Here is a 13,661-nt window from a genome sequence, read left to right as displayed (position 1 = left end):
CCAACGCCATGCCCTGCTTTTGCAAATCCAACGCGACCACAATCCCGAGCCTGACACCAACGGCAAGCCTGTCGGTGCAGGCCGTTCCTCAGTCGATGATGAAACTGCTGACCCTGCTGGGCTTGCAAGGCACAGCAGGAGGGCAGGCACGGGCGGACATGAAGCTGAACGCGATGCTGCCCGCCATGACGCCTGATATGCACTTGCGGGCGACGATGGCTGCGAAAGCCCCCAATATTGCTCTGCCCGCAATCCTGCCGCCAGGAGGCGGTGGGGCAATTTCGATGATGATGAAGCTGGCGGCCACCGGATACCCGGTGACTGACCCAAGAGCCATGTTGGCGCAGATACAACAAGCTGTTGTGAGCCTCGCCAAGAACGTTCTGCCGCAGGCGCAGTCAATGCCGAAAATACCCGCGCCGCAAATGCAGAACATGACGCTCGCCGCCAAAATGACTCTTGCGCTGCGGGCGCAGGGCATCTGCCCGATGGCTCTGGCCGGGCTGGATTTCTCGCACGAAGCTAAAATGGAGGTCGGCGAGGCTGGCGGTTCACGTGGAACCTGCTCGGCGGCGTTGAACTTTGCAGCCAAGCTGCCGCGCATCACGATGCCACCTTTTGGGTTGCCGCTACCCAAGGTCAACCTTGCCAAGCAACTCGCCCTGCTTGCCCCGGCGGCAACGGCACCGGCAGCACTGGGACTGCCGCCGGTCACCGATCCGAATATGATGAAGGCGCTGATGAGCCAGCTGGCAGCGCTGTCGACGATCCCGGTCCCCAATCTGCCTGTATCGCTGGAAGATCTTCAGGCGATGGCGGATCAGTTAGAGGATCTGGCAACGATTCAAGAAGCCTTTGGCCCTGACGCGATGACACCTGCCGGGATGGCACGCGTCAATGCGATGCTCAACTATATGGCCCGCCTCAACGTCCCCGTGCCGCTTGAAGCACAAGCGCTACAGATGCAACTGGATGCGCTGCCGAAGATTGAAGATGTCACCCAAGGCGCACAAGCGGCCCAAAGCGGTGCAATGAATCTGGCCGCATCGATGAGCGTGCAGCCGCCAGCAGTGCCTATCGCCCCAACGCTGGAGGCGTTGAAAAAGCTAGCCGACTCTCTTCCCGGATTGCCTCTGGGGCCCTGTGACGCCTGCAATACGGATATCGGCGCGATCACGGACAGTCTGGCCGGGATGCAACTGCCGCCTGCACCTGATTTACCACCCCTACCTTCGTTCAGTTAGATCAGAGAATATCCACCACAACCACGGTGATATTGTCCGCACCACCGCCATCCAGCGCGACCTGAATCAGCTGGTCTGCCACCGTTTCGATAGGCATCTCTGACAAAGCCTTCTCGAGCATCGAGAACGTGGCGTATTTGCTTAGCCCGTCCGAACAGATCAGGAAACGATCACCTGGCTGGACCTCACCGCGGATTTTATCAAGCTCCAGCTCTTCACCAACGCCGACCGCGCGAGTAATCGCGTTGGACTGCGGATGCTGCTCTGCCTCATCCCATGTCAACTGTCCGGCCAGAACCAGATCGGCCACCAGAGAGTGATCTGTGGTCAGCATCTGGATTTTGCCATCCCGCAGCAGGTAAATCCGGCTATCTCCGGCCCAGAGTCCAACAAAGTGCCCGTTCGCCAGCATCATGCAGGCCACTGTGGTTCCGATCGTCCCGCTGCCGCGCGCGTCGGCTTCTTGCCGGATCACGGAATGGGCGCGCGTGATGACGTCCCGTAGCGCCCCCAGACGCTCGGACGGGGGCAGGCCGGGGGGCATGGCCGCGACCATATCCGCAACAAGGCGGCTGGCATAGTCGCCGGCTTCGTGCCCGCCCATGCCATCGGCAACCAGCCACAGACTTTCCTCGGGCAAAGCCAGCACCGCATCTTCGTTGATTTTTCGCCTGTGACCGACATGACTGCGGGCACTGTACCGAACGCGATGACTTGAATTCATAGTGGCCTGGCCTCGGTCCAGAGTGCGGCGTGAAGGTTGAACAAACCTTGCATGTTTGGTCCATCCGGTAAACCTTCGCAGACCATCATGCGGGGCACGCCGCCGATTTCCGTGCTCCAAATACTGGGAGTGCGATATCTTTGCGACATCAGCCCCGCGGCCAGATCCGGAAGCAGACTTTCAGAGACCTCTCCGCGCGTCAGAACCATGGTCTGACCGTGCGCGCGAACCGGTGCTGTTGGCAATTGCTGCGGCGCATTCAGCGTGGCCAGATGTTCAGCCAGACGGTCGCGGGTCATATCATCTTCCAAACATGCAAGCGCGAGATCTTCGAGCTTGAGGAAAGTCTCAGATGCCCGGAAATGTGCAAGCAAAGCAGATCCTTCGTTGGACAGCCCTGCCGCCAGCGTCAGTGGAAATCGCCGCCCGACGCGGTCGACCGAGGGCATCAGAACCCCCAGCATCTTTTGCGGACCGGCCAGCCCCGGTGACAGGCAAAACCGCCAGATCGGTGACGACATGTAGTGTTCGTCCCAAGCTTGTCCCAATGCTTGAGAAGCGGACAACATGCTACGTTGTATCCATTCGTCCCAAGGCTGAACAAATGACTGCGCGGTGCCAAGCCGAAAGAAATCCCCGACTGAGGGCATCTTGCCGAATGCGCCAAACCCCGGTTGCTGCATCAGAACGACTTTGGGCAGCTAAACTTTTGCAAAGCGGGTAATGCGAATGGATTGATAACCGAGCCCGACTGCAACTGGAAAATCGCGATACGGCCACCAACATTAAAGATCACCTTCTTGCGGTCAGAGACATTTGTCCGGCGAACCTCGGCGGCGTCCAGCAGACGGAACCACGCCCATGGCCCGTCCTTGGACAAAACGCTTTCAATGTTCCGCTTCTGCGGTTCGAATGTGACGCGAGCCAGTCCAACGGAACCGGGCCATGTGACCGCCATCGGCGAGGGCAACCCGCCCTTGTGGCGGAACTCCAGCGATTGTCCATCGATCTCCAGCGTCACGCCTTTGGCCTTGGGGTCAAGCGCTTCGGGCATGATCTGGAACTGGATTTGCGGCTGCGGCCCGTTGGCGAAAAATGCTTCCTTGATCTCGGCAGCGTTCTGGAGCTGCGTCAGAACCGCCTGGCTGATCCCCAGATCCGTGGCGTTGACCCCGGATTTCCATGACCATGGCCGCGTACGCATATCCACATGCTTGGCCAGACTGTCGTTGAAGAAGTTATCGATCAGCCCCTGCGGGCCGAACAGCTTGGCAAAATCACCCATCGACACATCCGCGCCCGACCGACGATTGAACGGATAACGGTCAGATACGACCTGCTCGCAGAACGGCAGAACATTGGCCTGCCAGCGCGCATTGATCGATGCACGTGTACTGTCCGAGGTGATGCCGGACGATCCGTCGATAATTTGCACCGCCCAGCGTTCCATCGGCCCCGGAATGCGCGCAGCCTCTTGCTGGAATTGCTGCAGCGCCTGACCGGTTTCGCCGCCAGAGACACCGCTGAACGACATCTTGTTCAGCTCCTGATAAACCTCAGTGAGAGATCCTATCAGAAGGTCTAGCTGCGACGGCTGCCCTTCCTGTTGGTCAACAAGTTGATGCAGCCAATCGAACCGGTCCTCGACATATTGTCCGGGTTCCTGCACGGGTTCGTTGGTGCCCACGCCGCTGGATTTGGCCAAGGCCTCCAGCAGAATCTGCGTCTGCACCGATGTCGCGGATTGCAGTTCAAGACTGGCGGCGTCAGACAATCCTTCGTTCAAAGCATCATTCCCAACCAGCGCCGAGCGGCTTTCCGTCAGTTTGGTCTCGTCCGATATCGAATTGAGCACATTAACGATGGGCGATGTCGGCCCGGACAGCACGTTTGTGACCTCGACCGCGTGACTCAGGCTTTCCATCGGCACAATGTCGATATCACCCAGCATCGCATCATACCGTGCAATGTAGTCGTTGTAATACAAGTCCAGCACGTCGCGGCTGAGCGCTGCGAGCGCCTGTTCGGTCTGCTCAGCTTCGCCGCGCGGCCCCAGAACCCAGCTTTCTTTCTGCACTCGCTTGGCCACACCGACCGCCTCGCCCAGAAAGACGTTGTTGAAGCCGTTATAGGTGAAGATACCTTCGATCCCGTCGTTCAAGGGTTTGCCCGAGGATCGCACCAACACACGCGCCACCGCAGGGCCACCGACATCAGTGATCCGCCACTGCGGCAATGCGGTCGCCGCCGGGCTGGACACGATGCCGTTGTACACGCGCTGCGCCAGTGGCAGCTCTGAAAGGATACCCTGTATCTGATCGACCATCGGGCCATTCAGCGCCACCTCACGCATGGGCTGGCTTAGCAACGCATCCAGATGGTCATTCAAATCCGCTCGGAACTGTTCGCGCGAAGGGCCAGGGAAGGAAACGGTCCAGTCGATATTCATCCATTCCTTGACCAGATCCTGATTCATCGGCCCCTGCAGACCCAGCATCAGATAGACCTTGAGCGCCTCGTACAACACATCCGGGTTGTTGATGTTGGCGCTCATCTGCTCTTCAAGACGTAGCAGGAGGCGCGGTAGGAACCGTTGGTTAAGCGCGGCGCGATAGGTTTGTGCGGCCTGCGTACCGATCACCTCGCCCTGATACAGGCCATAGGTCAGGCGCCGTTCGGGGTCTGGGTCGCTGAGCGTCGGATTGGCAGGCAAATCGCGCAACGTATTCAACGCCTGAACAACAGGCACCAGATCGGTATCACCCACCGGGCTGGGAGGTAGCGTTGCCGCGGCGGCCTGATAGGAAGACACCCCTTCCTGCGCCTCGGCAATCAGGTCGGAATTGTCCATGAAACTGCGAACCAGCAGGGCACCAACGCCAATAGCGGCCAGAACAGTGGCCGCAATGGAAACCCATTTGGTGATCTTATAGCGTCGCTCGACCTTGTCGTCGGCGCTGACCAGACCCGCCTCGCGAAAAATCACCTGATCAAACAACCGCGTCAAGAAATAGGACCGACCCGAGCCCTGCCCCGATCCGATAGCCTGACGGCCAATCCCGAAGGTTCGCGCCATGCCCAGCATAAGACGATCAATCGGCGTGCCTTCCTGCGTACCAGACGTGAAATACACACCCCGCAACATGTGACGGTGTTGATAGCGGCTGTCCTGGAATACTTCGGTCAGGAACTCATGCGCGACCTTACGGACCGACGCCACTTGCATCGGGAAACCCGCAATCAGCGCACGCCGCTGCGGGTCGGTCTCGGTCTGCATCCGCTCAAGCGACTGCGCGTTCAAACGGCCCAGCAGCAAGGCGAACTCTTCATCAAATGCCGCAACGGGTGATTGTTCTGAACGGGACTTGTCCAGCGGCAGAGTAAAGCCCCAAACCTGTTCGCGATCTTCCTTGCCCAGATTATCATGGAACTCGGCGAAACCGGCGATCAGGTCCGCTTTGGTGAACAGGATATAAACAGGGAATCGAACACCCAGTTTCTCACGCAATTCTTCTAGGCGACGACGTACGGCCTTTGCATGTTCTTTCTGGGTTATTTCGTCTTGCAGTGACAGATCAGACAGCGAAATCGCAATCATCGCCCCGTTAATCGGCTGCCGCTTGCGGTACTTCTTGAGCAGGTTCAGGAACCCGATCCATGCTGCGTTGTCGACCTCGGCATCGCTTTCCTGCGTCGTGTAACGCCCCGCCGTATCGATCAGCACAGCGTTTTCCGTAAACCACCAATCACAGTTCCGGGTGCCACCGACGCCCCCAATCGCGGTTTTTCCCAACTCATCAGCAAGCGGAAAGTTCAGCCCCGAATTGACAATCGCGGTTGTTTTGCCTGCACCCGGCGGGCCTATCATCACATACCACGGCAACTCGTTCAGATGCCTGCGCCCGTTCTTTGACTTGCGCAACGCAGCCATCGCGGTTTTCAGCTTGCCACGCAGTTCCGTAATCTCGCTGTCGATCATGTCGCCGCCATCACTGACGGATTCCGTGATCTCTTCGGTCAGCTTCTTTTCGCGCCGCCTGCGAACGAAGAAGATGGTCAGCGCGATAGCCAGGAAGAGCACATAAATGACCCCGCACCAGATCAGGCGCGTTGTCATGCTGTCAAACGGTCGCCATTCATCTGACCCGATCAGCGGACCAAAGAAATACAGGCTCAATGCCAATGCGGTGGCTGTAAAGAACAGCACCGTGTAGATCGACATGAAGATGAATTTCAGGATTTTGAGGAAATACATCAGTTCTCCTCCTGAACCAGCAGGACTTCGATACGGCGATTGGTCGCCCGACCCTCGCGGGTAGAGTTATCGGCTATGGGTTCGCTATCTGCTCGGCCTTCGGCGCTGAGGCGATTGGGATCCGCCAAGTCGCCCGCCATCTGGTTCATCACAGATTTTGCCCGTGCCAGTGACAACGCAAGGTTGGACGGAAACCGGGACGAGCGGATTGGTACATTATCCGAATGCCCAGCAACAATGACCGAACCGGGTTCGTCGTTCAACGCGACGGCAACACGGCGGACAGGCTCGCGGAATTTGTCCTGCAAATGGTCTGACCCCGATCCGAACATCCCCGATCCCTTGATGCGAATGATCAGCGTGTTGCCTTTCTCGAAAACCTCGACCAGCCCCTCGTCGATCTCTGGCTTCAGGAAAGCCACCACTTTTTCAACCTGCGGCTGCGCCTGCGGTGGCGGCGGAGGCGGCGGAGGGGCACGACGTTGCAATTCAGCCACCGGGCCTGCGTCGATCACGGACATCTGACCCACAAGGTTCTCTGTCCGGTTCGACAAGGCGTAAGACAGACCGCCAAATTCGATCATCAGCAACAAAGCCGTGACGCCAAGGGCAATCCAGACCGGCTTCCACATGCTGAGCGCGCGGTAGGGTTTATCTACCCCTTCCCAATGTGGTGCCAAATCGCGTTCGACGTCACCCCGCTGCGCCCGGATAATCCGCGCCAAACCCTGCCTGATCTGCATGTGCTTGTCCGGGCCACCCTGTTCGACCCTAAGGCGGCCTTCGAACCCCAGCGACAGGCACATATAGACGAATTCAAGCAGCTCAATGTTGTTGGCCGGATCCTGTTCCAGACGCGCCAGCAAATCGTAAAAGCGATCTCCGCCAACGGTTTCGCGGTGAAAAGTCCCCACTAACGATTGCGTAGCCCAGCTGGATTGCCCACCCCAAGGTGTATTCAACACCACATCATCCAGTGTCGCGCACAAGGCGTATCGAGCGATCTTGACGGTCTGCGCTGGTATCCCTGCCTGCAACGCCGCATTTTCAAACGCCCGCACCTCGGCCACGACGCTTTGGCGCAGCTTGTCAGGATCCATATGCTGCGCGCGATTGCGAATTCGACTGATCAGGGAAAACAACGGGGCCGCGCAGGCATTCAGGCGATTCATCCCCGTAACGGCAACATCTTCCGCAGCACCTTGCGGAGGTTTCGTCTGCGTTGCCTGCCCCTGCGGCACGCCGAACCCTATGTTGCCAGGATCAGGCGCAGTTGGTTGAGGAGCCATCGGCTGCTGCATCGGATTCGGAAATCCCGCGGGCTGTTGCGCAGCACCCGTTTGTCGGCGACCACCCGGATTGGGTCGGATCACCGTCTTGTCGGTGTCGTCCGGTTCGGCAAAAGGATCTTTGTCGGACATCGTTTGACCTGTTTCCTCAAGGCACCCAAATCACAGTGTGACCCACATGGGATGCCCTATCAAATTGTTTCGCAGCAGCCTGTGAATGCGTTCACGTTCACTGGTTGCGGATCGCCCACAGCTCCATCTGTAGACCCGGATACTGACCGGACACATGCACGGCAATGCCACCCGAAGTTGTCATCTTGCCCCAGTATGGGCTGGCTGCATCCAGTTCGAAGTATACGACGCCCGAATGGTAAGGGATCTGTCGTGGAGCGACCGGAAGTGGGCGCAGCGTTATGCCCGGCAGGGCCGAATTCACAAGCTGGCGGATTTCCTCGACCGGGCCGGTCTTGGCCTGCCCGGCAAAGTGGCGCCGCACGTCTTCGGCCGGGATATCCGCATTCACTGCCAGCACAAAACCTGCGTTGCCTATGAGCTTGCGGTCTGCGATCACGCCCACGCTGATACCATATTTCCGCGCCTCCAGCGGGATCGATACAGCGGTCTGCTCAAGCACCGAACTCAGGTACTGGCGCAGGGTACGGATCACCGGCGCGAACGAGGTTGTTAGATCGTCATGCTGATATGCCGGAAACTGGGTCGCTTCTTTTTCGGCGCTCATGAAGGTCGCAAGCTCCCCGGCAAGAGCCACGCAAACGCGGTAGGCATATTCGGGGTGTACATTCTCGATATTCGCGAAATGGCGCACTAGCGGGAGGTTCCGGTTAATAACCATCAGCAGCAGGAAATCCGAAATCTCGGCTGCACCCTTCGCAGGACCGCCGTCGGACAAACGACCGGCCAGCGCCTGCATCCGATGCGACAGCATTCCTTCAAGCTCGTTCATGAAGCCTGCAAGCGCCGGGGCCGCGCGGACATCCATCACCGAGGGGATAAAACCGCGATCCAGAATGATCTCTTTATCGGGGCGAACCTCGATAATCCGGGCGATCGGGATGGCCAGCTTGTCGGCCAGATCATCGACCGCAAGTGCAAATTGCAGACGCAACTTGCCGACGCCCAGCGTCACCGGCTTTTTCTGCTGGCTCATCACATCGGTGATTTCCTGCTCGGCCGGGCGCAGACGACTGACCGATTGTTCGGCCCCACTAAGGTCAACCTCAGCCGCGCCCTGTCGGCGCTGCGGCACAGTCAAATAAACCACGCAGTCCTTGATCGTCTCGGGCACTTCCAAAGCGGGTGGGTGATCTTCGGCCTGTGGCACGCGGAACACCTGTCCATCCGGCGTCAGCCCCGAACAAGACTTCAATGCGAACTGTCCAACCTTCAGCACCTCATCATCAATCTCAAGCGCGCTCACGCCCCACGCATAAGGCGTCACACGCCGCGCAAGCCCGGCCACCAACGCCTCGGAATACCGGTCGGCCTGCTGAAAGTGGTGGGGTTGCAGAAACAACCCTTCGGTCCAAAGCACTTTGCTGTCCCAGGACAATGGCTGCCCTCCCTTGTTCTTGCCGCCCCAGCAGGGCGTTATTTCAGCTTTTCCAGCTGTTCCTTATACGCCTTGGCGAATTCCCGGCTAAAGAGATCATGAAAATCATTCTCTGCCTGATCCGAGATTTCTGCATACATCTTTTCGTAGACTTCCCAATATTGGGCCTTCTTACCCTTGAAAAGTGACCCAAGTTTGCCCGAGCCCTCAATTTTGCCTGCCAGAACTTCGGGATCAAGCCGGGCCAAAACACCTTTCAGTGCGGCCTCCATCCCGGTGACCATGGCCACCTCATGCGCCTTGATGTCGTTGAGCGCCTGTTCGGTAGCTTCTTCCGAGGCCAGATACCCTTTGACTCTGGGCTTCACCAGCGCCTCAATCGCCTGCTCCGGACTGATCGAGAATTTAAGCGGGTTGTTCCCGCCTGCGCTGATCATCGTTTGATCGATCCGAAACTCGGACTTGATCGAGGTGCGGGTCATCAGGATTTCCCGCAAGCCGGTGATCATTGCGCGCAGCACACGCCCCATCCGCCCCATCGTGGCTGGCAGGTCCGCATCATCGATTTTCAGATCGTCAACCTCAAGCGCCTCAAGCAACGCCCGCGCCGCCGATTGATCGCCGCCCCCCGTGGACACCGGCGCTTCGGGAGTCGGCGGTTTCGGCGTGGGTTCAGGGGTCGGTGGCTGGCCACCGGGCGTAGGTTTGACAGGAGGCGGCGGGGCAACCGGCTGAGCCTTGGTTGGTTCCGGCGCCGGCACCGGTTCAGGGGATGTACCACCCGCAGGCGACAACAGATCGTCGTCCCAATCATCCGGTATCAGATTTGCGCCACCCGCCGATTGGGGCGCGGAAAATGCATCTGACGGAGATGGGTTGTGCATCGGATCACTGCCACCCATGTCGGCGTGTACATCCTTTGGCTTGGCAAAAAACGGATCATCATCTTCGAGTGGCGGCAACAGCTCGTCCATCGGATCGGGCGTCGCAATCTGCCCCGGCCCCTTGGGAGCATCGCCCCCCAACAGGTCATCAAGAAAATCACTTCCAGGTGCCGCATCATCCAGCAGAGCCAGCGGATCAGGCGCATTCTGTGACTGACCGGGGGAAATCCCGCCCTGTTGCATCGGCTGTGGGATCATTTCCTCGAACGAAGGCAAATCGGCCCCGATTTCAACAACCATCTCAAACCCACCCGCCGTCAGGACATCACCATTGTTCAGCGGTGTGGGTGTCCGTCCCAACGCGATCTTTGAGTAGTTCAGAAAAGTCCCGTTCGTGGACAGATCCACGATCACCACATTGCCATTGTGATCTTCTATGACGAAGTGATTTTTACTGAGCGTTTTCTCCGGATCGGGCAAAACCAGATCGTTGGCCGGGCCGCGCCCCACGGTCAATGAGCCCCCCTGCATCGACACCGGGCGCCCGTCGCCCGGCACGATGCCGGTGGATTGGAATTTTAGTGTGACCGTCATTCGTTTGTCTTCATCCTCCGACCAGAACGGTGGGGCAGCAAGGCGGCAGGATCGGTCCGCCACAGGCACAGGTATCCATCATCCGCGCCGCCGGAAGTTTGCCGATCAGCACCGTCGCCGATCCTTTCAGGATCGGGTGCGGAAATGCCGGGGTCGCCAAATCCGTCATACGTGCCGCTGGCAGTTTTGACACCAGAACGGTCGGACAACAAGGTGGCATGATTGGCATTGGAACCGGCGCTGGTGGCGGTGGCGCTGGCGGCGGGGCCGGCAACGTACATGCATGCAAATCAGTTACACGGGCTTGTGGAAATCCCATGTCTACTCCTCTGTCTCTGAACCGGCATCCTTGCGGTCCAGCTTACCATTCCCACCCCGAGCAATATCGACGCCGCGATCAATCAGCAACTGCAGGTATGCATCAAAATCGCCTTCGTGATTGTCCATCGCAACAACATTCATCGCAAAGGCCACGGTTTCCGCCGCACCGGGCGGTGACGGAATATTCGCCAGATCACCGGTTCCCAGCGTACCTTCTGAATATAGCACGCCCATGGCGCAGTTCACGGTCTCGTCATCGGGCTCAGCCAGATCTATGGTTTCCCCGGCTTTTTCGCGGTTTTCTGGCGTTGGTCGAAACACCCATTCCTCTGACGCGGCCAACGAAGGTGTGTTGTTGTCAGGTGCTTCACCGATGTAGTCGCGCGCGGCCAGACAGGACCACCACACACGTTCGCGTGGCGGCAGCGCAACACCCAAAAGGCGCAGCATGTCGATAAAGGCTTCTTTTTCGTCCAGCTCAGCCAAAACAACGTCCAGTGCCGCACTGGCAGGCGCGTCAAGCTTGACACTGAGCCGGGCATTGGCATCGGCCAGCATCCTCGCCGCGGGCACCTGCGGAACTTTGACCATATCTGCAAATCGTTCGCTCATCGCTCAGGCCCCCTAGTTGATCATCGTCACGCCGCCCTTGAGGGTCAGCATGGCATCGCCGTTTACCGTGGTCATCGGGCTCTTCGCATCCAGCTTGGCATTGGCCTGAACCTTGATCATGGTGCTCTTGATCGTGATGCTGGTCGGGTCCAGTTTGATCGACGATCCGCCGACTTTCAGCTCAATGGACTGCATCGCCGTCATGGTAATCTTACCGGATTTTGCATCGACCTGAATGTTGCCGGTGCTCACAGTCGTGGTCTTGTTCCCCGTCTTGACTGTTTCGGCGACATTGCCCGTTACCGTTCGCGTGGACTTTCCTTCGATGGTTTCGGTCTGATCGGTCTTGATGCCAATTGTCTGGCTTCCGGTCTCAATCGTGAATGTATGATCCCCTTCCTTGATCGTCTCATCCACGTTTTTCTTGACCACCTGGCTCAGGCACCCGTCGCCGCCATTGCCGCCCTTATCGAGCTTGTCATAGCCGATGGTGATGGTGGACATGTTCTTGACCAGTTTTTCGTGGTCCTTCTGGGCCTGAAACCGGACAAGTTCCGCGTCTTTCTTATCTTCGAACATCAGCTCGTTATACGTTTCGGCGGTGCCCTGTTTGGTAGACCGGGTCTTGATCCCCGTCTGCGTCTGATTAGTGGGCAGAGCATAGGGCGGCATCGTATCCGCGTTATACAACATCCCGGTACAGATGGGCCTGTCAGGATCGCCTTCCTCGAACTGGATTACCACTTCCTGTCCTATGCGCGGAATGCTAACCATACCCCAGTTCTTGCCCGACCACGGCGTCACAACGCGCACCCAGCACGTTGTCTTTTCGTCGTTCTTACCTTCCCGGTCCCAGTGGAACTGAACCTTGATACGCCCGTATTTGTCGGTCCAGATTTCCTCACCGGCTTTTCCGGTTACAATCGCAGTATGCAGGCCTGAAATCTCAGGCCAAGGTATCGTGCGCAGGGACTTGAACTCGGTCTTGGCCGGTTGCGCCTCGAACTCGACCATGAACATCTCACCGCTGTCATCGGGAAATTCCAGCGCGCCGGTATCCAGATCCTTGTCTTTCTTCTCGAACCCATAGCCTTCGGTTGTCTGGAGGTAATATTTGGCGCTTGTGATCAGATATTCGGCGTTCTGATCCTTGTCGGGGTGTTCCTTAAGCGTGAATTTCCGTCCGGTTTCCAGAGACCGGACCGAAGCACGGGCCCGGCGCCGATCAAAGAGGGCATCCTCTGCCAACATGCGAACCCTGGCACGGGTATCGCCCATCTTGGTCTCTTTGTGATGACCCGGCGTGTCATACAGCTCCAGTTTTTCCTTGAAAGTGTGCCCGGGCTTTGTCGTGGTGTTCGCGCGTGCGGCCAAAGACGCTTTGGGTTTTTCAAAGTCGAAATCCCCCAAAGAAACGACACCTGACTTTATCGCTTCGGAAGTGGCCCATTCGGTAACGAAGTCGCCCAGGCGCTGTTCGTAGTCATCACCACCGCGAAATTCGACTTTGGGCTCGCCTTTGATTGGGGTATGTGCCGTCGGTCCATCACATAGAACGAGTGTCTCGTATTTGTTTTCGGCGTCAGAATAGTCGAAGTAATAGTAAATGCCTTCTTCCTGCATCAGACGCGAAACAAAATCGAAATCGGTTTCGCGATACTGAACGCAATACTCGCGCTTTTGATATGTTGAAGACAATAATTTCTTGAAGTCCGAGAACTTGTGCTTATCCTTAAAGATTTTTTCGATAATCTCCACCGCCGTCATGTTCTGAAAAATGCGGCTGTTGGTTGACTGCGTCAGCAACCAGAACCATGGGCGCAACTCGGCCAGAAACTGGACAAATCCGTCGCGCAAAGCCAGGCGTTCGACCCGTACGATTGTGCCGGTGAATTTACGCTTTGCTCCTTCTTCGGCAGCCAGGTGAATCGTCATCACCTTGCCCAGCAGCTTATCCAACTCAATCGTCGTCTTTTCCGACATGAATTCGACCTGAATCTCGGTCAATTTACCAAGCTCTTCGGTCACAATGGCGCGCCGGATGACCAGATCGTCTTTGTCGTCATCACCCTTGTATGGGAATGAACCAGTGATCCGAAGAGGCCACTCTTTACTTTGAAGACTTTCCGCCATTTACCATTCCTTCCAAATCAAGTCCTGCCACGCCG

At 57.8% G+C, this 13,661-nt stretch carries 10 protein-coding genes; 1 reads left to right on the top strand and 9 read right to left on the bottom strand.

Annotation, left to right across the window (positions count from 1 at the left end; all coding sequences use genetic code 11):
• The first annotated feature begins 8 nt into the window (after nt 1–8).
• Nucleotides 9–1,244, top strand: coding sequence for a hypothetical protein (locus tag ACR0FG_RS02605; RefSeq protein WP_480889779.1), 1,236 nt, complete (start codon nt 9–11; stop codon nt 1,242–1,244).
• 1 nt (nt 1,245) lies between these two features.
• Here ACR0FG_RS02605 and ACR0FG_RS02600 read toward each other — a convergent pair whose 3' ends face one another.
• The 9 genes from ACR0FG_RS02600 to ACR0FG_RS02560 form a co-directional block, all read right to left on the bottom strand.
• Nucleotides 1,246–1,968: a PP2C family protein-serine/threonine phosphatase gene (locus ACR0FG_RS02600; protein ID WP_480889777.1), complete on the bottom strand. Its 723-nt coding sequence runs from the start codon at nt 1,966–1,968 to the stop codon at nt 1,246–1,248.
• A complete protein-coding gene (gene tagF, locus ACR0FG_RS02595; RefSeq protein ID WP_480889774.1) occupies nt 1,965–2,651 on the bottom strand; it encodes a type VI secretion system-associated protein TagF in 687 nt (228 codons plus the stop codon). Before tagF ends, ACR0FG_RS02600 begins: the two co-directional genes overlap by 4 nt.
• On the bottom strand, nt 2,651–6,223 hold the full coding sequence (gene tssM / locus ACR0FG_RS02590; RefSeq protein ID WP_480889772.1) for a type VI secretion system membrane subunit TssM: 3,573 nt from the start codon (nt 6,221–6,223) through the stop codon (nt 2,651–2,653). The genes tagF and tssM overlap by 1 nt, the downstream gene beginning before the upstream one ends.
• Entirely contained in the window at nt 6,223–7,644 is a 1,422-nt protein-coding gene (gene icmH / locus ACR0FG_RS02585) for a type IVB secretion system protein IcmH/DotU (protein WP_480889769.1), read from the bottom strand. The genes tssM and icmH overlap by 1 nt, the downstream gene beginning before the upstream one ends.
• A gap of 97 nt (nt 7,645–7,741) precedes the next feature.
• Nucleotides 7,742–9,082 (bottom strand): type VI secretion system baseplate subunit TssK, encoded by a 1,341-nt coding sequence (gene tssK, locus ACR0FG_RS02580; protein ID WP_480889767.1) that lies wholly within the window; start codon nt 9,080–9,082, stop codon nt 7,742–7,744.
• Nucleotides 9,083–9,120: 38 nt separating this feature from the next.
• Nucleotides 9,121–10,560, bottom strand: a complete 1,440-nt coding sequence (tagH, locus tag ACR0FG_RS02575) for a type VI secretion system-associated FHA domain protein TagH (RefSeq protein WP_480889764.1) — start codon at nt 10,558–10,560, stop codon at nt 9,121–9,123.
• 10 nt (nt 10,561–10,570) lie between these two features.
• The gene (locus tag ACR0FG_RS02570) at nt 10,571–10,780 is read right to left on the bottom strand and encodes a PAAR domain-containing protein (RefSeq protein ID WP_480890155.1); all 210 of its coding nucleotides are present in this window, start codon (nt 10,778–10,780) and stop codon (nt 10,571–10,573) included.
• Nucleotides 10,781–10,881: 101 nt separating this feature from the next.
• A complete protein-coding gene (locus ACR0FG_RS02565) occupies nt 10,882–11,493 on the bottom strand; it encodes a DUF6931 family protein (protein WP_170710786.1) in 612 nt (203 codons plus the stop codon).
• A 12-nt stretch (nt 11,494–11,505) separates the two neighbouring features.
• Entirely contained in the window at nt 11,506–13,626 is a 2,121-nt protein-coding gene (locus ACR0FG_RS02560) for a type VI secretion system Vgr family protein (RefSeq protein WP_480889761.1), read from the bottom strand.
• Between the last annotated feature and the right edge of the window lie 35 nt (nt 13,627–13,661).

The sequence above is a fragment of the Ruegeria sp. E1 genome, from assembly GCF_056534225.1.
Note: the sequence above shows the minus strand (reverse complement) of the source record. Positions and strands in the feature narration are given on the sequence as shown.

Excerpts from the sequence above, each read along its gene's own strand:
- ACR0FG_RS02605 (WP_480889779.1), top strand. The coding sequence starts at position 9 with ATGCCCTGCTTTTGCAAATCCAACGCGACCACAATCCCGAGCCTGACA.
- ACR0FG_RS02600 (WP_480889777.1), bottom strand. The coding sequence starts at position 1,968 with ATGAATTCAAGTCATCGCGTTCGGTACAGTGCCCGCAGTCATGTCGGT.
- tagF (WP_480889774.1), bottom strand. The coding sequence starts at position 2,651 with ATGCAGCAACCGGGGTTTGGCGCATTCGGCAAGATGCCCTCAGTCGGG.
- tssM (WP_480889772.1), bottom strand. The coding sequence starts at position 6,223 with ATGTATTTCCTCAAAATCCTGAAATTCATCTTCATGTCGATCTACACG.
- icmH (WP_480889769.1), bottom strand. The coding sequence starts at position 7,644 with ATGTCCGACAAAGATCCTTTTGCCGAACCGGACGACACCGACAAGACG.
- tagH (WP_480889764.1), bottom strand. The coding sequence starts at position 10,560 with ATGACGGTCACACTAAAATTCCAATCCACCGGCATCGTGCCGGGCGAC.
- ACR0FG_RS02570 (WP_480890155.1), bottom strand. The coding sequence starts at position 10,780 with ATGCCACCTTGTTGTCCGACCGTTCTGGTGTCAAAACTGCCAGCGGCA.
- ACR0FG_RS02565 (WP_170710786.1), bottom strand. The coding sequence starts at position 11,493 with ATGAGCGAACGATTTGCAGATATGGTCAAAGTTCCGCAGGTGCCCGCG.
- ACR0FG_RS02560 (WP_480889761.1), bottom strand. The coding sequence starts at position 13,626 with ATGGCGGAAAGTCTTCAAAGTAAAGAGTGGCCTCTTCGGATCACTGGT.